Genomic DNA, 19,441 nt, shown 5'->3' on the forward strand with positions numbered 1-19,441 from the left:
GCTTGGCAAACACAGTGGGGCGCCACCCGAAGGTGACGCCCCACTGACATTCCACGCGGATCAGCCGATCATGCCTTGCGGCGAGTGACCATCCAGCCAGCACCGCTCAGGAGCGACACCAGCAGCGCCAGACCCACAGCCGGTGCACCGGTGTTGGGCAGTGTTCCACCGTTGCCAGGCTTCGCCGGAGCAGGAGCATCCGTCGGAGCAGGAGCATCGGAGGTCGGCGCGCCCGAAGTCGGGGCATCGGACCGGGCCGGGGTGTCGGTCGGCTCATCGGTGGGAGCCGGCGAATCGCTCGGAGCAGGTCCATCGACGTCCTCGATCGCAACGGTCTGGTTCACATCGTTGATGTCGGTGTGCTCCGCAACCTTGTCACCATCGAGAGTGAGGTACTCGAAGACGACGAGTTCCTTGCCAGCGAAACCGGTCGGAACGGTGAACTCCACGTCCACCTCGCCGTTGACAGCCTCTGGAGTGAAGGTGACCTCACCAGTGATCCCGGTGCCCTCACCAGTGGCCTTATCCATCAACTCACCCGTCAGTGTGTACTCCAGCCCAGGTGTCAGGCCTTCGTAAGCCACGGTGTCAACGATCACGCCACCCTCTGCAGCCAGAACCTTGTCGCCATCAGCCTTGTCGACAGCAGTGGTACCGATGCTCGGCTCAGGACGCGGGGTCGGCTCCGGCGTAGGAGTCGGAGTGGGCTCCGGCGTAGGAGTCGGAGTGGGCTCCGGCGTAGGAGTCGGAGTGGGCTCCGGCGTAGGAGTCGGGGTCGGCTCCGGCGTAGGAGTCGGAGTGGGCTCCGGCGTAGGAGTCGGGGTCGGCTCCGGCGTAGGAGTCGGAGTGGGCTCCGGCGTAGGAGTCGGAGTGGGCTCCGGCGTAGGAGTCGGGGTCGGCTCCGGCGTAGGAGTCGGGGTCGGCTCCGGCGTAGGAGTCGGGGTCGGCTCCGGCGTAGGAGTCGGAGTGGGCTCCGGCGTAGGAGTCGGAGTGGGCTCCGGCGTAGGAGTCGGAGTGGGCTCCGGCGTAGGAGTCGGAGTGGGCTCCGGCGTAGGAGTCGGGGTCGGCTCCGGCGTAGGAGTCGGGGTCGGCTCCGGCGTAGGAGTCGGGGTCGGCTCCGGCGTAGGAGTCGGGGTCGGCTCCGGCGTAGGAGTCGGGGTCGGCTCCGGCGTAGGAGTCGGAGTGGGCTCTTCACCGGTGTTCGGATCCACGAACTTCACGCCCACGAGATTCTGGATATCCGAAGCCGTGCCGTCCCTGTCACGCGGGTCATAGATGTTCAACGTCGCACTCGCGGGGTCCACCGGCACCAATTCGGTAGTCGGATCCTGTCCGGTCAGTGCGGTATAGGCCTGCATGATGCGCTCACGGGCAGCAACATCACTGATATCACCGAGGTAGACATCGTATGTTTCAGCATCGTAGCTGTCAGTCCAATACCAAATCGCCAACTGCGTGGCGAAGCGGAACTCATTGTCGTTCAGCCCGAACTTGCCCTGAATCCCTGCAGCGTCATCATCGGCACCACCGGTGTAGCCATTCTTGATGACAGCCAGAACACCTGCATCAGCACCCGCGCGTGGCTCTTTGGCGTAACCCAGCATCGATTCGCCGTAGTGCTCATCGAACTCCAGCTCACGGCCCGACAGGGGATCATTCGGGTCATAAGGAAGCGAGTCGCGCAGGGTGGGCTGATAGAGCGTCTGGTTGAAGCAGTAGACGACCTCAGTTCCACCACCTTCAACCGGTTCGATCACCAGCGGATTCACCCTGTTCTCGGTCATCTGAGAATACGGGGGCTGCTCATTGACTGCCTCGTCGATGTAGCCCTTGAACACATTTCCGGTCTCGACGGCCTGCGCGGTGGGCAGGGTGAGCCCAAACGCAACGATCATGCCCACGACGAGAGCCAAGATTCGCTTCGATACGCTCCACGGGCCGGACGCTGTGACTGGCTCTTCATTATGCTTTGTGATGGACAAAGCCCCTCCTGATGAATATCTCTCCGGAAGGCGAAGACCACCCACCGACCACGGCATCTTCATTCACTGCACTCTTTTGGAGCAAGTCCATCTCAAGACCTGACCCCGTCAGAGATCACCATGTGAACAACACCAGGGCCTCGGCGAAATCTTCCCCATACAGACACAACAGAAGGCCCCGGCCTCCCTCACGGGAAACCGGGGCCTTCAGTGAATCTGTTCAGATCAGGCGAGGATCTTGGTCACACGACCAGCGCCGACGGTGCGGCCGCCCTCACGGATGGCGAAGCGAAGCTCCTCCTCCATGGCGACGGGCTTCATCAGCTCGACGGTCATGTTGGTGTTGTCACCGGGCATGACCATCTCGGTGCCCTCGGGCAGCTGGACGGTGCCGGTCACGTCGGTGGTGCGGAAGTAGAACTGCGGAGCGTAGTCCGAGAAGAACGGCTTGTGACGACCGCCCTCGTCCTTCTTCAGCACGTAGACCGTGGCCTCGAACTTGGTGTGCGGAGTGGTCGATCCGGGCTGGATGACACACTGACCGCGCTCAACGTCCTCACGCTTGGTGCCACGCAGGAGCAGACCCACGTTCTCACCAGCCTGACCCTCGTCGAGGATCTTGCGGAACATCTCAACGCCGGTGATGGTGGTGGTCTGCTTTTCATCGCGGATGCCCACGATGTCGACGGTGTCGTTGGTCTTGACGATGCCGCGCTCGATACGACCGGTCACCACGGTGCCACGGCCGGTGATGGTGAAGACGTCCTCGACGGGCATGAGGAACGGCTTGTCGGTCTCACGCTCGGGCTGCGGGATGTACTCGTCCACGGCCTCCATGAGCTCGAGGATCGACTTGGCCCACTTCTCCTCACCCTGCAGGGCCGGGAAGGCTGCGACCTGAACGACGGGGCAATCGTCGCCGTCGAACTCGTTCTCGGAGAGGAGCTCGCGCACCTCCATCTCGACGAGCTCGATGAGCTCGTCGTCGTCGACCATGTCGCACTTGTTGAGGGCCACGACCATGGCCGGAACACCCACCTGGCGGGCGAGCAGCACGTGCTCACGCGTCTGCGGCATCGGGCCGTCGGTGGCGGCGACCACCAGGATGGCACCGTCCATCTGAGCCGCACCGGTGATCATGTTCTTCACGTAGTCCGCGTGGCCGGGGCAGTCGACGTGCGCGTAGTGACGCTTCTCGGTCTGGTACTCGATGTGAGCGATCGAGATCGTGATACCACGCTGACGCTCCTCGGGAGCCTTGTCGATGTTGTCGAAAGGCGACGCCTCGTTGAGGTCGGGGTACGTGTCGTGAAGCACCTTCGAGATCGCCGCGGTCAAAGTGGTCTTGCCGTGGTCGATGTGCCCGAGAGTGCCGATGTTGCAGTGCGGCTTGGTCCGCTCGAACTTAGCCTTTGCCACTTGGTGGGCTCCTTCTTGGTGGATGTCACACGCTTGTGTGCGACACATGTGGTTGTCAAGGTCTGAGGTTGTTCAGCCCGGAAGCTGTGCAACGTCTGGTGGCAGGTCTGAAAGGACCAGTCGGCCCAAAAGACTCGCCCTAGTTTATTGGCCGCACGCGGGGAGTCAAACCGAGGTCGGACTGACCCCCCGTGTGCGTTGATGTCATTCGCCGCGAGCCTTCTGGATGATCTCGTCGGCAACAGCCTGCGGGCACTCGCCATAGGAATCGAACTCCATCGAGTACGACGCCTGGCCCGAGGTCTTCGAACGGAGATCGCCGACATAGCCGAACATCTCCGACAGCGGCACGAGTGCCTCGACCACCTGGTTGCCATGCTCCTCGCGAGTGCCCTGCATCTGGCCACGACGCGAGTTGATGTCACCGATCACGGTGCCCAGGTAATCGTCAGGGGTGGTGACCTCCACACGCATCAGCGGCTCGAGCAGGCCCGGATCGGCCTTGCGAGCTGCCTCCTTGAACACGTTCAGACCAGCGATCTTGAACGCGAGCTCCGAGGAGTCGACGTCGTGGTAGGCGCCGTCGAGGAGCGTCACCTTGATGTCCTCCACCGGGTAACCGGCGAGGATGCCCGTGGTCATGGCTTCCTGGATGCCCTGGTCCACCGAGGGGATGTACTCCTTGGGGATGCGGCCACCGGTGACGCCATTGACGAACTCGTAACCAAAGCCCGGCTCCTTCGGCTCCAGGTTGATGATCACCTTGCCGAACTGGCCCGAACCACCGGACTGCTTCTTGTGGGTGTACTCGACCTTCTCGACCGGGCGACGCAACGTCTCGCGGTAGCTCACCTGCGGCTTGCCGATGTTGGCCTCGACCCGGAACTCGTCCTTCATGCGACGGATCAGCACCTCGAGGTGCAGCTCGCCCATGCCGGCGATGATCGTCTGTCCGGTCTCCTCATCGGTGTGGACGCGGAAGGTCGGGTCCTCCTCGGCCAAGCGCTGGATGGCCATGGAGAGCTTCTCCTGGTCACCCTTCGACTTGGGCTCGATGGCCTGCTCGATCACCGGGGCGGGGAACTCCATCGACTCGAGCACGACGGGATCCTCGGCGGCGCAGAGCGTCTCACCGGTGGTGGTGTTCTTCAGGCCCATGACGGCCACGATCTGACCAGCACCGACCGAGTTGATCTCCTCACGCTTGTTGGCGTGCATCTGGTAGATCTTGCCGATGCGCTCCTTCTTGCCGGTCACCGAGTTCAGCACCTGGGTGCCGGCCTCGAGGTTTCCGGAATAGACGCGCACGAACGTCAGCTTGCCGAGGTGCGGGTCGGCGGCGATCTTGAATGCCAGGGCAGCCAGCGGCTCGCCGGCGTCGGCATGCTTCTCGATCTTGTTCTCAGGCTTGCCGGGCTCGAAGCCCTCGATGGCCGGAACGTCGACCGGAGCCGGGAGGTAGGCGATCACGGCGTCCAGCAGCGGCTGCACGCCCTTGTTCTTGAACGAGGTACCGCAGAACACGGCCGTCACCTCGGTGGAGAGCACGGCCTTGCGGACGGCCTGCTTGATCTCCTCGACGGTGAGCTCCTCGCCCTCGAGGTATTTCTCGGCGAGCTCGTCGTCGAAGTCGGCGAGCGCCTCGATGAGCGCGGTGTGCGCCTCCTCGGCCTCGTCCTTCATCTCGGCCGGGATGTCCTCGACCGCGTAGTCCTCCCCCAGCTCGGTCTCGCCGCGCCAGGTGAGCGCACGCATCTGCACCAGGTCGACCACGCCGAGGAAGTCGGACTCGGCGCCGATCGGAAGCTGCATGATCAGCGGCGTCGCCTTGAGGCGATCAACGATCGTCTGCACCGCGTACTTGAACGACGCACCGGTGCGGTCCATCTTGTTGATGTAGCAGATACGCGGAACGCTGTACTTGTCAGCCTGACGCCACACGGTCATCGACTGGGGCTCCACGCCGGCCACACCGTCGAAAACAGCCACAGCGCCATCGAGCACACGCAGCGAACGCTCCACCTCGACGGTGAAGTCGACGTGGCCCGGGGTGTCGATGATGTTGATCTGGTGGTCCTTCCACCAGCACGTGGTCGCAGCCGAGGTGATGGTGATACCCCGCTCCTGCTCCTGCGTCATCCAGTCCATCGTCGCCCCACCCTCGTGGGTCTCACCGATCTTGTGGTTGATGCCGGTGTAGAACAGGATGCGCTCGGTGGTGGTGGTCTTGCCCGCATCGATGTGGGCCATGATGCCAATGTTGCGGACCTTGCCCAGGTCGGTCGTAATGTCGACAGCCACGAAACGTCCTCTTTATCTGTGTGTCTACGTTGTCGGTTCGGCTTGGTGACCCAAGCACGGTTTCGGTAGGGCTCGGATGGAACTACCAAGCACAGTGTGGCGGAAAACCCGGGGCACCCACAAAACGGGGCACCCCGGGCTCTCGAAGAATCACCAGCGGTAGTGGGCGAATGCCTTGTTGGCCTCGGCCATCTTGTGGATGTCCTCGCGGCGCTTCACCGCAGCACCCAGGCCGTTCGAGGCGTCCAGGATCTCGTTCATGAGCCGATCGGCCATCGTCTTCTCACGACGCTGCCGAGCAAAGCTCACCAGCCAGCGGAGGGCGAGCGTCGTGGAACGGGCCGGCTTGACCTCGACGGGCACCTGGTAGGTGGCGCCACCGACGCGGCGCGAACGCACCTCGAGGCTGGGGCGCACGTTGTCGAGCGCACGCTTGAGCGTCTGCACCGGGTCGACGCCGGTCTTGGCGCGTGTTCCCTCGAGCGCTGCGTACACGATGTTCTGGGCGACGGCCTTCTTGCCGTCAAGCAGCACCTTGCTCACGAGCTGTGAGACGAGCGGCGACCCGTAGACGGGGTCGACCACCACAGGGCGCTTCGGGGCTGGTCCCTTGCGAGGCATTACTTCTCCTTCTTCACGCCGTAGCGGCTGCGGGCCTGCTTACGGTTCTTCACAGGCTGGGTGTCCAGCGAACCGCGCACGATGCGGTACCGGACGCCCGGGAGGTCCTTCACACGACCGCCCCGGACCAGCACCATGGAGTGCTCCTGCAGGTTGTGGCCCTCACCTGGGATGTAAGCGGTCACCTCAATGCCACTCGAGAGCTTCACGCGGGCCACCTTGCGAAGAGCCGAGTTCGGCTTCTTCGGCGTGGTGGTGTAGACGCGGGTGCAGACCCCGCGTCGCTGCGGCGAGCCCTTCAGGGCAGGCGTACTGTTCTTGGCGACTTGGTCAGTGCGGCCCTTGCGGACCAACTGCTGGATTGTGGGCACCGGCTGGTATCTCTTTCCGTCTGGGTTGTCACGCCATGCGGCGTTCAGGTCTTCAGGTCTCTCGGGGTGCAGCACCCCACGAGACATGTGCGATCAAGAAATCTCGACGATCGAACGCATGCTGGCGGGATTCCGCGGCGCATGCCGGATGGAACAACACCTGTCTGCAACTCGAGGCGGTCGACACGAGCTTTTCGAAGAAACCTCGATTCCCCGAGGAGCTTCGCGGGATTCACCGTCTCGGGAATCCACTGCTCGAGCGGCCAAGTCGCCACGACACGAGTGGCCATCTGGGCACACACACTGGTTCGGACGAGCCGAACACACCCAGAAATGGTAACCGCCCTGCAGGAAATGGGCAATCTGGCATCAGAAACAAGCTCTCAGCACCCACCGCAAAGGGCTCACGCCGTGCGCTCTGCGCACGTGAAGGGCATGCACTCCATGCACGTGCAGGGCACGCACTCCATGCACGTGCAGGGCACGAAGCCGCCCCCTGCTGGCTGCTGGCCCTTCAGAGCTGCTCGCCCTGCTCGATCCTGCCGAACAGGTCCACCCGCCCGGCATGGCGTCCACCCTCGAACTCGGCGGCAAGGAACGCGTCGACGATCGCCTTGGCCATGTCCACACCGACGAACCGCTCCCCCATCGCCAGCATGTTGGCGTTGTTGTGGCGACGGGCCATCTCCGCGGAGAACGGCTCGGTGCACACGACACAACGGGCACCGGGAACCTTGTTCGCGGCGATCGAGATACCGATCCCCGAACCGCACACGATGACACCGGCGTCGCACTCGCCACTGGTGACCAGGTGAGCCGCGCGCGCCCCCCAGATCGGGTAATCGGTGCGCTCCGCCGAATCGGTACCGGCGTCAATCACCTCGTGCCCCAACTCGGCGAGGTACGCCTTCACCTCATTGCGCAGATTGAACCCAGCGTGGTCCGCACCCATGGCGATCTTCACGGAAACTCCTCTCGACGAACGAGATCATCCTGCCATTGTCACGCCGGCCTGCACAGTCGATGAGCGCACTGCATACCCGGTCGACCGCGACCAGTGCCGCTCAGCGCTCCTCGAGACCATCATTGTCGCCGAGCAGGTTCACCGCCTCAGCGGTACGGGCCCTCGCCTGTTCCAACCGGGACTCGTCACCATCGCCACCGGCGAGAGCCTCTTTCACCAAGACCGTCCGCGCAGGTGACCCGGATGAGTAACGCGTCACCATCGTCGGGAAGTACTCGGCGGAGCTCACCTCGAAGGAGGGTCGTTCGCTATCGGTATCTGCGCCGGGCTCGGCCTCAGTGAATGTGAATCGTACCGTGATTCCCTCGTATCCACGCGGCACGTCAGTCTCGTGCTGGGCCACGAGGTTCCCCAGACCGTAGACCACCCATTTGCCGTTGACCTTGGTGATCGGTTGCACCACGTGCGCATGGTGCCCATAGACAAGATCCACATCGGGAGAAGCGGTGAGCCTCTCGGCGACGCTCATCTGCTGCTCGTTCGGCTCGGTCTGATACTCCTCGCCGCCGTGCATGGCCGCCATCACGATGTCGGCGCCGGCCTCACGAGCTCTCCTGGCCGCATCGAGCAGCGCATCGGGGTCAAGCGGCTGCACCGCCCACGGCTTGTCATCCGGCACCGGGATCCCGTTGGTCCCGTAGGTGCCGGTGACCACCGCGATCTTCACACCACTTTCGGTGGTGAACAGCGTCGGCGTCGACGCCTCTTTCTCACTGCGCGCGGTGCCGACGTGCAGGATGCCGCGTTCATCCATGCCGTCGAGGGTGCGCTCGATCCCCTCGAACCCATCGTCCAAGCTGTGATTGGAGGCCGTGGTGCACATGTCGTAACCGGTTTCCTTGACGCCGTCGAGCGTGTGCGGCGGGGCGATGAACATCGGATAACCCTCATACGGTCCACCGGCCTCGGCCACCGGCACCTCGTTGTGGCAGATGCCGAGATCGGCACCCTCGACCACCGGCCTGACCCCCGCGAGAAGTGGGGCGAAATCGTAGTCGTCGTCGCCCTTCCGCCCCGCTGCTCGGGCGTCCTCCTGGGCTCCGAACCACAGGGTGTTGTGCCAGAGCAGGTCCCCGTTCATGGCCACCGTCGCAGTGCGGGGCTCAGGCGTCGACGTGGGTGTGGGCGTTGGGCTGGCGGTCGGCGCCGGCTCGGAAGACGGCTCCGCGCCTCCTGTGGGTGTTTCATCCGGCGGTGCCCCACAGGCCGACACCAACACCGCGACCGAGGCTGCCATCACCCCAGCAGCACGCGCTCCCCAACGTTTCCCTCGAGTCCCGACACGCCCGCACACACGAGCGCTATCGATAATGTATCCCCCAAACATCATGCTCACTTTGTAGCACGGAGATGCGACAATGTGGGCGACCACGGAGAAAAGCCGGACGGATCGTCATACTCCACGACGGGGCCCGCCTCATCCGGCGTGGCGCTGCACAAAAGTCACTCTGGAGTTGACATAGGCTGGGCACAGCCATTCGAAGGAGTATCAGTGTCGCTGGCCGAAGAATTCGAGCGGGTCGGTGAACGCCCGACACCGCCGACTGGTCGCGTCATCGTGATCACAGGTGCCATGGCAGCAGGAAAATCCACGGTGGCCGAACTACTGGCCACCCGCTTGGAGAAGTCGGTGCACATCCGAGGCGACTCGTTCCGCCGGATGATCGTCAACGGCCGCGCCGAGATGACCCTGGATCCAACTCCCGAAGCGCTCGCGCAACGTCGCCTGCGCTATCGCCTCGCCAGCGATGTCGCCGATGCCTACGCTGCCGAAGGCTTCGACTCGATCGTCCAGGACGTCATCGTCGGCCCCGACCTGCCGCGCTTTGTCGAACAGATCCAGACACCCGAGCGCTACCTGATCGTGCTGTCCCCCAGCGTCAGCGTCCTGGAGTGGCGTGAACAGCAGCGCAAGAAGCAACACGACGTACATTTCTCCGCAGGAGCCATGGACAACACACTGCGCCGGGAGACCGACAAGATCGGCTACTGGCTGGATTCTTCGGCCCAATCCCCCGAGGAAACCGTGGATGACATCCTGAGTCATCTGGATCGCGCCCGCGTCTGACGCCGGGCCACCTCCCACGAAAGGACCTCCATGACGATCTCCCTGCCGCCCATCGGGCTCGGCACCTGGCCCATGCGTGGACGCGAAGGCACCGCCGCCGTGATCTCTGCAATCGAGAAGGGCTACCGGCTCATCGACTCCGCATTCAACTATGAGAACGAGGGCGTGGTCGGCACGGCCGTCCGCACCTGCGGGGTCCCCCGCGAAGAACTCATCATCACCAGCAAGCTCCCCGGCCGTCACCACAAGCAGTCCCATGTGGTGCCGACCATCGAGGAGACGGTGGCCCGCATGGGGCTCGACTACATCGACCTCTACCTGATCCACTGGCCGAACCCCTCCCAGGGGCTCTACGTCGACGCCTGGAAGGGCATGATCGAGGCCAAGGAAGCAGGCATCGTGAAACACATCGGCGTCTCGAACTTCCTGCCCGACCACATCGAGAAGATCGAAGCCGAAACCGGTGTGCGTCCCGAGGTGAACCAGATCGAACTGCACCCGATGTTCCCCCAGCTCGGTCAGCTTCAGTGGCACGAAGAGAAGGGCATCATCGTCGAGGGCTGGAGCCCGCTGCGTCGCGGCAACGAAGCAACTTCAGCCCCCGCCGTCACCGAGGTGGCAGCCGCCCACGGCATCACGCCGGCCCAGGCGATCCTCGCGTGGCATCGCGCCATCGGTTCGCTGCCACTGCCGAAGTCGTCCGACCCCGTACGTCAGTCGGAGAACCTCGCGGCCATGGAGATCGAACTGACCGACGATGAGGTCGCGTCCATCAGCGCCCTCGGCCGTCCCGACGGGCGTCAGGCAGACCAGAACCCGGAGTACTACGAGGAGATGTGATCCTCAACGCCCCAAGCTGACCCCCACCGATGCCATGGTGGAGGCCTCAGGGGGACACACGACGCCCGGCCGATGCATCCAGGTGATGCACAGCCGGGCGTCGTGTGGTTTCGAACCCCGTGATCGCAGAACGTGCTGGCGTCAGGTCAGGCGAGGCCGAGCATCTCGACAGCCTGCGCCCGCATATCGACCTTGCGGACCTTGCCGGTGACGGTCATGGGGAATTCATCGACGACATGCACATAGCGAGGAATCTTGTGTCGCGACAGCTTGCCCTCGGAGAACTCACGCACCTGTTCCTCGGTGAGATCTGACACTCCATCGCGGAGCTTGACCCACGCCATCAGCTCCTCGCCGTATTTCGGATCTGGAACCCCGACGACCTGGGCATCGACGATGTCGGGGTGCGTGTAGAGGAATTCCTCGATCTCACGGGGATAGATGTTCTCCCCGCCCCGGATCACCATGTCCTTGATCCGACCGGTGATCTGCGCGTAGCCGTCCTCATCCATGACCGCGAGGTCACCGGTGTGCATCCAACCATCGGCATCGATGGCCTCAGTGGTCTTTTCCTCGTCGTTCCAGTAGCCGAGCATCACCGAATAGCCACGGGTGCAGAACTCACCCACCTCCCCGCGCGGGACCGGGTCACCGGTCGTCGGATCGACGACCTTCACCTCCACGTGCGGCAGAGCACGCCCGACGGTGCCGACGCGACGTTCCAGCGAGTCATCGGGACGCGTCTGCATGGAGACCGGCGAGGTCTCGGTCATGCCGTAACAGATCGAGACCTCCTCCATGTGCATGCGGTCGATGACCTTGCGCATGATCTCGGCCGGGCAGGGCGATCCTGCCATGATGCCGGTGCGCAAGGTGCTGAGGTCGTACGACTCGAAGTCGGGCAGGGCCAGTTCCGCGATGAACATCGTCGGCACCCCGTACAACGAGGTGCACTTCTCGCTCTCGACCGCCTTCAGTGCCTCGTCAGGCTTGAACGCCGGGCCCGGGATCACGGTGCAGGCACCATGGCTGATCACCGCCAGATTGCCCATGACCATCCCGAAGCAGTGGTAGAACGGCACCGGGGTGCAGACGCGGTCCGCGTCGGTGTAATGGATGGTCTCACCCACGAAGTACCCGTTGTTGAGGATGTTGCGGTGCGAGAGCGTCGCACCCTTCGGAAACCCGGTGGTGCCCGACGTGTACTGGATGTTGATCGGATCGTGCTGCGTCAGCGATGCGGCGATCGCGGGCAGCTCCGGGGAGATCTCGGTGCGCATCAGGGCCGCGAAATCATCGCTCTCCATGAGCACGACCTTCTCCAGATCGTCGCAGCGCGGCATGACCTCCTCGAGCATCTCGGCGTATTTGGAGTCCTTGAACTCGGTGGCCGCGATGACGCAGCGAACCTCGGACTTCACCAACGCGTACTCCAGCTCGTGCACGCGGTACGAGGGATTGATGTTCACCAACACCAGGCCGACCTCGGCGGTGGCGAACTGCGTCAGGAACCATTCCCAGCGATTCGGCGCCCAGATGCCGACGCGGTCACCCTTGCGCAGACCGAGTTCAAGAAGCCCCGACGCCAACCGCCGCACGTCCTGCAGAAGTTCGTCATAGGTCCATCGGCGTCCGGCGGGGACATCCACGAGCGCTTCATTGTCACCGAAGCGTTCGGTGGTCTCGGCGAGCTGCTGCCCGATGGTCAGCTCGATCAGGGGAACGTCGGACCCGCCGACGTCTTGGCTCAGTTCAGGGTCGAGGACGGCGTCAGTCATGATCAACTCCGATCGTTGTCGTTCCCGTTGCCCGTGCCCGACGAAGCACCGAGTGCGCCAAGGAGATCACCGGCGCATCGACCATGCGTCCATCGAGCTGGAAGACACCCGCCTCGTTGCGGGCAGCCGAGACGATCCGCTCGGCCCGGGACACTTCTTCTGGGGTGGGAGCGTACGCATCCCGGATGACCGGGACCTGCCCGGGGTGGATACAGGCGGTCGCCATGAACCCGAGCGCCACGGCGTCATCGGCCTCGGCGCGCAGGCCATCATGGTCGGCGATGTCGAGGTGTACCGCGTCCACCGCGAAACGCCCGAATGCGGCGGCGGCCATGGCGACACGTGCCCGTGCATAACGGGGAGCGTCACGATACTGGCCCATCATCGGACTCCCCGTCGCTGACGTCATCGCTGCAAAGCGACTGGCGTCACCGCCCATGGCAGCCACGAGATCTTCGGCGCCCCACATGAGACCGACACAGTTGGAGGCAGCTGCGATCTCATCGGCGCGGACGACCCCGAGCGGCGTTTCAACGAGCGCGAGGACACCGACCGGAACCTGTTCCACCTGCTCGGCGGACTCGGCCTTGGCCAGCATGACGCACCGGTACTGCGTCTTGGCCAGGGCCTCGAGATCCGCCTCGAACTCTCCGCTGTCGAAGGGGTTCAATCGAACGATCGTCGATGCCGGATCCAACGGATGCGCCACCAACGCCTCACGGGCTGCGGGTTTGTCGGCAGGAGCGACGGCATCCTCCAGGTCGATGATGACCACATCGGAACGTTCGGCGGCCTTGCCATACCGATCAGGACGATCAGCCGGGCAGAACAGCATCGCCGGGCCCGGCGGCAGCCAAGGCTGCGCGGTCGCATCGGCTTTCATGCGTCGCTCCCCCGCTCGGCAGCAGCCAGCGCCGCGGGCGACTTGTGGAACAACGCATTGCGCACAGCGACACAGACCACGTCACCATGCTGGTTGCGGCCCGTGTGCCGCATCGTGACGATGCCTTGACCGGGACGCGACTTGGATTCGCGTTTGGCCACCACTTCAACCTCACCGTAGAGCGTGTCCCCGGCGTAGACGGGTTTGGGAAAGGTGATCTCAGTGAAACCGAGCTGCGCCACGATCGTGCTCTGGGTGAGCTGGTTGACCGAGAGCCCGATGAGCGTCGCCACAGTGTGCATCGAGTTCATCAGGCGCTCCCCACCCAACGCGTTCTCCTGCGACCATGCGGCGTCCAGATGCAGCGCCTGATGATTCATCGTGAGCGTCGAGAAGATGGTGTTGTCGGCCTCGGTCATGGTGCGGCCGGGCGTGTGTCGGTAGACGACGCCCTCCTCGAGTTCGTCGAAGTACAGGCCCCGTTGGGTGACCACGCGCGGCTCCTGCTCCACGGAATCCTCCTGAGGTACGGGCTGCTCGCCGTTCACAGACCCAACCCCCGCGCGATGAGCATGAGCTGCACCTCGGAGGTGCCCTCACCGATCTCGAGGATCTTCGAATCCCGGTAATGACGCGCCACGGCGTACTCGTTCATGAAGCCATAACCACCGTGCACCTGGGTGGCGTCGCGTGCATTGTCCATGGCTGCCTCGGACGCCACGAGCTTGGCGATCGCCGCTTCCTTCTTGAACGGCTTGCCCGCGAGCATCAGCGAAGCCGCGTGATAGTAAGCGCAGCGCGCGGTGTGGGCGCGAGCTTCCATGCGCGCGATCTTGAATGAGATCGCCTGGTTCTTGCCGATCGGCTGCCCGAACGACTCGCGTTCCTTGGCGTATTTCACCGATTCGTCGACGCAGCCCTGCGCGGCGCCGGTGGCCAGTGCGGCGATCGCGATGCGTCCCTCGTCGAGGATCGACAGGAAGTTCGCATACCCGCGGCCCCGCTCACCCAGCAGATTGGCCTCGGGGACGCGCACATTCTCGAACGTCAACGGATGGGTGTCCGATGCATTCCACCCCACCTTGTCGTAGGCCGGCTCCACGGTGAAGCCGGGCGTGCCGTTGGGCACGATGATCGTGGAGATCTCCTTGCGTCCATCCTCCTTGGTGCCGGTGACCGCGGTGACCGTCACGAACCGCGTGATCTCGGTACCGGAGTTGGTGATGAACTGCTTGGAGCCGTTGATGATCCACTCGCCGTCCTCGAGACGAGCGGTGGTACGCGTGGACCCGGCATCCGATCCGGCACCGGGTTCGGTGAGGCCGAAGCCAGCCAGGTTCTTGCCCGCTGCCAGGCTGGGCAGCCATTCGGCTTTCTGCTCATCTGTGCCGAACTTGTGAATCGGCATCGCTCCAAGGCTGACTCCGGCTTCAAGGGTGATCGCCACCGACTGGTCGACGCGCGCCAGCTCCTCCAGCGCCAGGCTCAGCGCGAAGTAGTCGCTGCCCATGCCACCGTGTTCCTCATCGAACGGCAGGCCGAACAGGCCCATCTCTCCCATCTTGGAGACGATCGCGTACGGGAACGCATGTTCCTTGTCGTGTTGCGCCGCCACCGGCGCGACCTCCTTCTGGGCGAAGTCGGCCACCGCCGCCTTCAGGTCGGCGTATTCCTCGGTGAGTTCCATGTCATTCCTTCGTGAGTGGTTCAACGTCATGCGAGCCCGCGAAGGGGCGATAGATCGAAGTCGTTCAGGACGCCTCATCGGTGGCGTCCACCGAGGCCAGCACCTGGTCGGCGCCGACCTGCTCCCCCGCCTTCGCCGAGAGCGTGACGACACCGGCACTTGGAGCGGTGAGAGTGTGTTCCATCTTCATGGCCTCCACCGTGATGACGGGGGCCCCGGAGTCCACATGATCGCCGTCGGCCACATGGACCGCGATCACCGAACCGGGCATCGGACTGCTGATCTCGGCCACCAGCTCATCGGCGTGCAGACGCTTGTCGTACAACGGCAGGATCGGCAGTGCGAATCCCCCGACGGTGCCCTCGGTGCCGGTGACCCACACGGTCCCGCCGGCGACCTCGGCCGCCCATGTGCTGCGGTCCACTTCGTCGAGGAGATCCACCTGAACCTGGATGATGTCGTTCTCGATCCGGACGCGACGCGGCTCGACCCCGAGGTCATACGGTTCATCGCTGATACGCACATCGAAACCGCCTGGCCGTGGATCGAGGCCGACACAGACCGGCTTCTCACCCAGCAGGAACCGTGCCCACATACCGGTGCGCTGCTGGCCCAGGCGCCATCCGTCGTTGCGCCATGGCTCATGCGAAGGTCCCTCACCGGGGGCGGTCAGGACAGAAGCACCTTCGGGGAGCCGCGCCTCGATCGCCTCGATGGCCCCCGCGACGAGCGCGGGGAACGGCGGACGCGGCGACACGTACTCACCGGCGACACGGTCCAGCAACCCGGTGTCCAGGTCTCCGGCACGCACCAGGGGCTGGTTGATCAGGAAGCGACAGAAATCGATGTTGGTCTGCAGCCCCCCGACGACGGTGCCGGCAAGGGCATCATCCAAGGCGTCCAGTGCCTGCCCGCGCGTGGGCGCATGGACGATGACCTTGGCCAGCATCGGGTCATAATCGCTACTCACATACGACCCGGCGATGACACCGGTGTCGCAGCGATCGGCGTCGCTCCTGAAATCGAGCACGGTGCCTCCGGTCGGCAGGAAACCATTGCTCGGATCCTCGGCGTAGACACGGGCCTCGATCGAGTGACCGGTGAGCGTCACCGATTCCTGCTGGATCGCGAGTGGCTCCCCCGCTGCGATCGCAACCTGGTGCGCCACCAGGTCCTCACCGGTGACCTCCTCGGTGACCGGGTGCTCCACCTGCAGGCGCGTGTTCATCTCCATGAAGAAGAACTCGTCGGGACGATGCGCCGAAACGATGAACTCCACGGTGCCCGCACCCACGTAATCCACCGCACGCGCGGCATTGCAGGCGGCTTCACCGATACGGGCACGTGTCTGTTCATCGAGCAGTGGGCTCGGCGCCTCCTCGATCACCTTCTGGTGGCGACGCTGGAGCGAGCACTCGCGCTCCCCGAGGTGCACGACGTTGCCGTGCTTGTCCGCCAGAACCTGCACCTCGATGTGACGCGGAGTGTCCACGAATCGCTCGAGGAAGAGCGTGTCATCGCCGAACGCGTTGCTCGATTCACGCCGAGCCGACGTCAGCGCGGCCTGCATGTCCTCGGGCTTCTCGACGCGCCGCATGCCCTTGCCGCCACCGCCCGCCGAGGGCTTGATGAGCACGGGGTAACCGACCTCGCCCGCCGCCTCGATCAACTCCTCGTCGGTGAGACCGGGTCGCGAGACACCCGGGACGGTGGGCACATCATTGCTGGAGACCGCCGCCTTCGCGGTGATCTTGTCGCCCATCGTCTCGATCGCCGATGCGGGCGGACCGATGAACTCCACGCCCGCCTCCTCACAGGCTCGGGCGAACTTCGCATTCTCGGAGAGGAAGCCGTAACCGGGGTGGATGGCCTGCGCACCGGAGCGCTTGGCGGCGTCGATCACACGATCGATGTTGAGGTACGACTCGGAAGCTCTCGTGGGGCCGATGTACACGGCGGCATCGGCCAGGTGCACGTGCAAGGCGTCACGGTCGGCGTCGGAGTACACCGCCACGGCACGGATACCGAGCTCCTGGAGTGTGCGGATCACGCGGACCGCGATCTCGCCGCGGTTCGCGATCAGGACTGTGTCGAAGTGGCTGCTCATGATCTCCTCACATCCGGAAGACGCCGTAGCCGGGATCGGCGAGCGGGCTCTGCCCCACCACGCCGAGAGCGAGCCCGAGGACTCGCCTGGTGTCAGCCGGGTCGATGATGCCGTCATCCCACAGTCGGGCGGTCGAGTAGTAAGCGGTGGATTGGCGATCGAACTGGTCGAGGATCGGCTGCTTGAACTCCGCCGCCTGCGCCTCGGTCCATTCCTCGCCGCGCTTGGCCTTCTGTGCCCCACGCACCGTGGCGAGGGTGTCCGCGGCCTGCGGGCCTCCCATCACCGAGATGCGCGCATTCGGCCACATCCACAGGAAACGCGGCGAGTAGGCGCGTCCGCACATGGAATAGTTGCCCGCACCGAAAGAGCCACCTATGACGACCGTCAGCTTGGGAACCCGCGTCGTAGCGACGGCGTTCACCATCTTGGCGCCCGCCTTCGCGATACCGCCGGCCTCGTACTGACGGCCGACCATGAAACCGGTGATGTTCTGCAGGAACAACAGGGGGATGCGTCGCTGGTCGCACAGCTGGATGAAGTGCGCGCCCTTGAGCGCGGATTCGCTGAACAGAACGCCGTTGTTGCCGATGATGCCCACGGGGTGCCCGTCGATGTGCGCGAACGTGGTCACCAGGCTCGTGCCGTACTCGGCCTTGAACTCGGTGTGTTCACCGGCGTCGACGATCGTGGTGATGACATCACGCACGTCGTAGGGCGTGCGCGAGTCGGTGGGCACGAGGTCATAGAGGTCGGTCTGCGGCCGCTTGGGAGCCTGCGATTCAAGCACCTTCCACGGCGCCTCGGGCGCGGGCGGCAGCGTCGCCACGATGTCGCGGACCTTCATGAGAGCGTCGTGGTCATCGGAGGCGAGATGGTCGGTGACTCCGGAGACCTTGGAATGCAGGTCGCCGCCACCAAGCTCTTCGGCGGTGACGTCCTCACCCGTGGCCGCCTTCACCAGAGGCGGCCCAGCCAGGAAGATCGTGCCCTGATTGCGCACGATCACCGCCTCATCGGCCATCGCCGGCACATAGGCGCCGCCCGCAGTGCATGACCCCATGACCGCAGCGATCTGAGGGATCCCCTTGGCCGACAGATTCGCTTGGTTGTAGAAGATGCGGCCGAAGTGGTCGCGGTCGGGGAAGACCTCATCCTGCTGCAGGAGCATGGCTCCACCCGAATCGACCAGGTAGATGCACGGCAGGTGATTGGCCTCGGCGATCTCCTGGGCCCGCAGATGCTTCTTCACCGTCATCGGGTAGTACGTGCCGCCCGAGACCGTGGCGTCATTGGCGATCACGAGGCATTCGCGTCCATGGATCCGACCGATCCCTGCAATGACACCCGCACCGGGTGCTTTGCCGTCGTACATGTCCTCAGCGGCCAGCGGAGCGATCTCCAGGAAGGGGCTCCCCGCGTCCAACAGCACATCCACTCGTTGGCGCGGCAGCATCTTGCCGCGATCTGTGTGTCGCTTCCGGGCGACCTCCCCGCCACCATCCGCGACCCGGGCCATGCGCTTTTGCAGATCGGCCACCATGGCCTCGTGCTGCTGGCGCCCGTTCGACGAGTCGACCATCACACCTCCTCGTGGACCCCGCTCATGCGAGTTAGTTAACCGTCACTAACGGTATACAATGTGAGGCATGCCCCGCAACAACAACCCCGTCGAGGGGTCGGGCTCCGACGTCACCCTCGGCGCCACCGATGGTTCATCGACAAGCATCCCGACACCACGGCCAGGCACTGGCGCACGCCAGGAGGCCAAGGCCGAGCGGCGTTCAGGGTTGTTGAAGGCGGCGGCCCGCATCATGGCCGAGCGGGGCTTCCACGCCACCCGACTGGATGACATCGGCTCGGCCGTGGGCATCTCGGGCCCCGCGCTCTATCGACACTTCAGCAGCAAACACGACCTGCTCACCGCCGTCCTCGTGGACGTCTCCGAGCGACTGCAGGCCGGCGGCGAGAAGGTACTCGACGCCGCACCCGACCCTGAGTCGGCACTCGACTCACTCATCGCCTTCCACGTGCACTTCGCCTTCACCGAAACCGAGCTCATCGGCGTCCAGGACCGTGAACTGCTCAACCTCGAGCCCACGGCCCGCGAAAAAGTTGCAACGCTGCAGCGCACCTACCTGCAGCTCTGGTACGAAACGTTGTCGAAGCTGAAGCCCGAGCTGGACGACGACGCCGTCAAGGCACGATGCCGAGCCGCAGTGGGCATGATAAACGCATCGCGTCACGTGGTCGGCCGACGGCTGGAAGACCCCACCCGAGCCGCCTTGCCGGGAATGTGCCGAACCGCCCTGACCTCCTGACCGGGCGAACACCCATCACTCAGTCCGCCATCGGCCCCC

Annotated in this window: 16 protein-coding genes; 3 read left to right on the forward strand and 13 right to left on the reverse strand. The window is 64.4% G+C overall.

Going from position 1 to position 19,441, the window contains the following annotated elements:
* Positions 1–68: 68 nt before the first annotated feature.
* The 7 genes from FB460_RS05410 to FB460_RS05440 all read right to left on the reverse strand — a co-directional run bounded on the left by FB460_RS05410 (position 69) and on the right by FB460_RS05440 (position 8,799).
* Positions 69–1,895: a VaFE repeat-containing surface-anchored protein gene (locus tag FB460_RS05410; RefSeq protein ID WP_142093031.1), complete on the reverse strand. Its 1,827-nt coding sequence runs from the start codon at positions 1,893–1,895 to the stop codon at positions 69–71.
* A gap of 312 nt (positions 1,896–2,207) precedes the next feature.
* Positions 2,208–3,401, reverse strand: a complete 1,194-nt coding sequence (gene tuf, locus FB460_RS05415) for an elongation factor Tu (protein WP_142093032.1) — start codon at positions 3,399–3,401, stop codon at positions 2,208–2,210.
* A gap of 204 nt (positions 3,402–3,605) precedes the next feature.
* Complete coding sequence (gene fusA / locus FB460_RS05420; protein WP_142093033.1) at positions 3,606–5,702, reverse strand: elongation factor G; 2,097 nt, start codon at positions 5,700–5,702, stop codon at positions 3,606–3,608.
* A gap of 150 nt (positions 5,703–5,852) precedes the next feature.
* Positions 5,853–6,323, reverse strand: a complete 471-nt coding sequence (gene rpsG, locus FB460_RS05425) for a 30S ribosomal protein S7 (RefSeq protein ID WP_142093034.1) — start codon at positions 6,321–6,323, stop codon at positions 5,853–5,855.
* The gene (gene rpsL / locus FB460_RS05430; RefSeq protein WP_142093035.1) at positions 6,323–6,694 is read right to left on the reverse strand and encodes a 30S ribosomal protein S12; all 372 of its coding nucleotides are present in this window, start codon (positions 6,692–6,694) and stop codon (positions 6,323–6,325) included. Before rpsL ends, rpsG begins: the two co-directional genes overlap by 1 nt.
* Positions 6,695–7,208: 514 nt before the next feature.
* Positions 7,209–7,658 (reverse strand): ribose 5-phosphate isomerase B, encoded by a 450-nt coding sequence (gene rpiB, locus FB460_RS05435; protein WP_142093036.1) that lies wholly within the window; start codon positions 7,656–7,658, stop codon positions 7,209–7,211.
* A 100-nt stretch (positions 7,659–7,758) separates the two neighbouring features.
* Positions 7,759–8,799, reverse strand: coding sequence for a CapA family protein (locus tag FB460_RS05440; protein WP_211345839.1), 1,041 nt, complete (start codon positions 8,797–8,799; stop codon positions 7,759–7,761).
* A gap of 411 nt (positions 8,800–9,210) precedes the next feature.
* On the opposite strand from FB460_RS05440, the gene FB460_RS05445 reads away from it, so the two are divergent.
* A complete protein-coding gene (locus FB460_RS05445; RefSeq protein ID WP_246044249.1) occupies positions 9,211–9,786 on the forward strand; it encodes an AAA family ATPase in 576 nt (191 codons plus the stop codon).
* 30 nt (positions 9,787–9,816) lie between these two features.
* Positions 9,817–10,626: an aldo/keto reductase gene (locus FB460_RS05450; RefSeq protein WP_142093038.1), complete on the forward strand. Its 810-nt coding sequence runs from the start codon at positions 9,817–9,819 to the stop codon at positions 10,624–10,626.
* A gap of 146 nt (positions 10,627–10,772) precedes the next feature.
* Here FB460_RS05450 and FB460_RS05455 read toward each other — a convergent pair whose 3' ends face one another.
* The 6 genes from FB460_RS05455 to FB460_RS05480 all read right to left on the reverse strand — a co-directional run bounded on the left by FB460_RS05455 (position 10,773) and on the right by FB460_RS05480 (position 18,663).
* Positions 10,773–12,404, reverse strand: coding sequence for an AMP-binding protein (locus tag FB460_RS05455; protein WP_142093039.1), 1,632 nt, complete (start codon positions 12,402–12,404; stop codon positions 10,773–10,775).
* The gene (locus FB460_RS05460) at positions 12,397–13,287 is read right to left on the reverse strand and encodes an HpcH/HpaI aldolase/citrate lyase family protein (RefSeq protein ID WP_142093040.1); all 891 of its coding nucleotides are present in this window, start codon (positions 13,285–13,287) and stop codon (positions 12,397–12,399) included. Before FB460_RS05460 ends, FB460_RS05455 begins: the two co-directional genes overlap by 8 nt.
* Positions 13,284–13,799 carry a MaoC family dehydratase gene (locus tag FB460_RS05465; RefSeq protein WP_142093041.1) on the reverse strand — a complete coding sequence of 172 codons (516 nt, stop codon included), beginning with the start codon at positions 13,797–13,799 and terminating at the stop codon, positions 13,284–13,286. The genes FB460_RS05460 and FB460_RS05465 overlap by 4 nt, the downstream gene beginning before the upstream one ends.
* A gap of 32 nt (positions 13,800–13,831) precedes the next feature.
* Positions 13,832–14,974 carry an acyl-CoA dehydrogenase family protein gene (locus FB460_RS05470; RefSeq protein WP_142093042.1) on the reverse strand — a complete coding sequence of 381 codons (1,143 nt, stop codon included), beginning with the start codon at positions 14,972–14,974 and terminating at the stop codon, positions 13,832–13,834.
* A 64-nt stretch (positions 14,975–15,038) separates the two neighbouring features.
* The gene (locus FB460_RS05475; protein ID WP_142093043.1) at positions 15,039–17,081 is read right to left on the reverse strand and encodes an acetyl/propionyl/methylcrotonyl-CoA carboxylase subunit alpha; all 2,043 of its coding nucleotides are present in this window, start codon (positions 17,079–17,081) and stop codon (positions 15,039–15,041) included.
* Positions 17,082–17,088: 7 nt separating this feature from the next.
* The gene (locus FB460_RS05480) at positions 17,089–18,663 is read right to left on the reverse strand and encodes a carboxyl transferase domain-containing protein (RefSeq protein WP_142093044.1); all 1,575 of its coding nucleotides are present in this window, start codon (positions 18,661–18,663) and stop codon (positions 17,089–17,091) included.
* A 67-nt stretch (positions 18,664–18,730) separates the two neighbouring features.
* Between FB460_RS05480 and FB460_RS05485 the strand changes: the two genes are divergently transcribed.
* Complete coding sequence (locus FB460_RS05485; protein ID WP_142093045.1) at positions 18,731–19,402, forward strand: TetR/AcrR family transcriptional regulator; 672 nt, start codon at positions 18,731–18,733, stop codon at positions 19,400–19,402.
* Positions 19,403–19,441: the final 39 nt, after the last annotated feature.

This window comes from Propioniferax innocua, assembly GCF_006716235.1.
Classification (GTDB): domain Bacteria; phylum Actinomycetota; class Actinomycetes; order Propionibacteriales; family Propionibacteriaceae; genus Propioniferax; species Propioniferax innocua.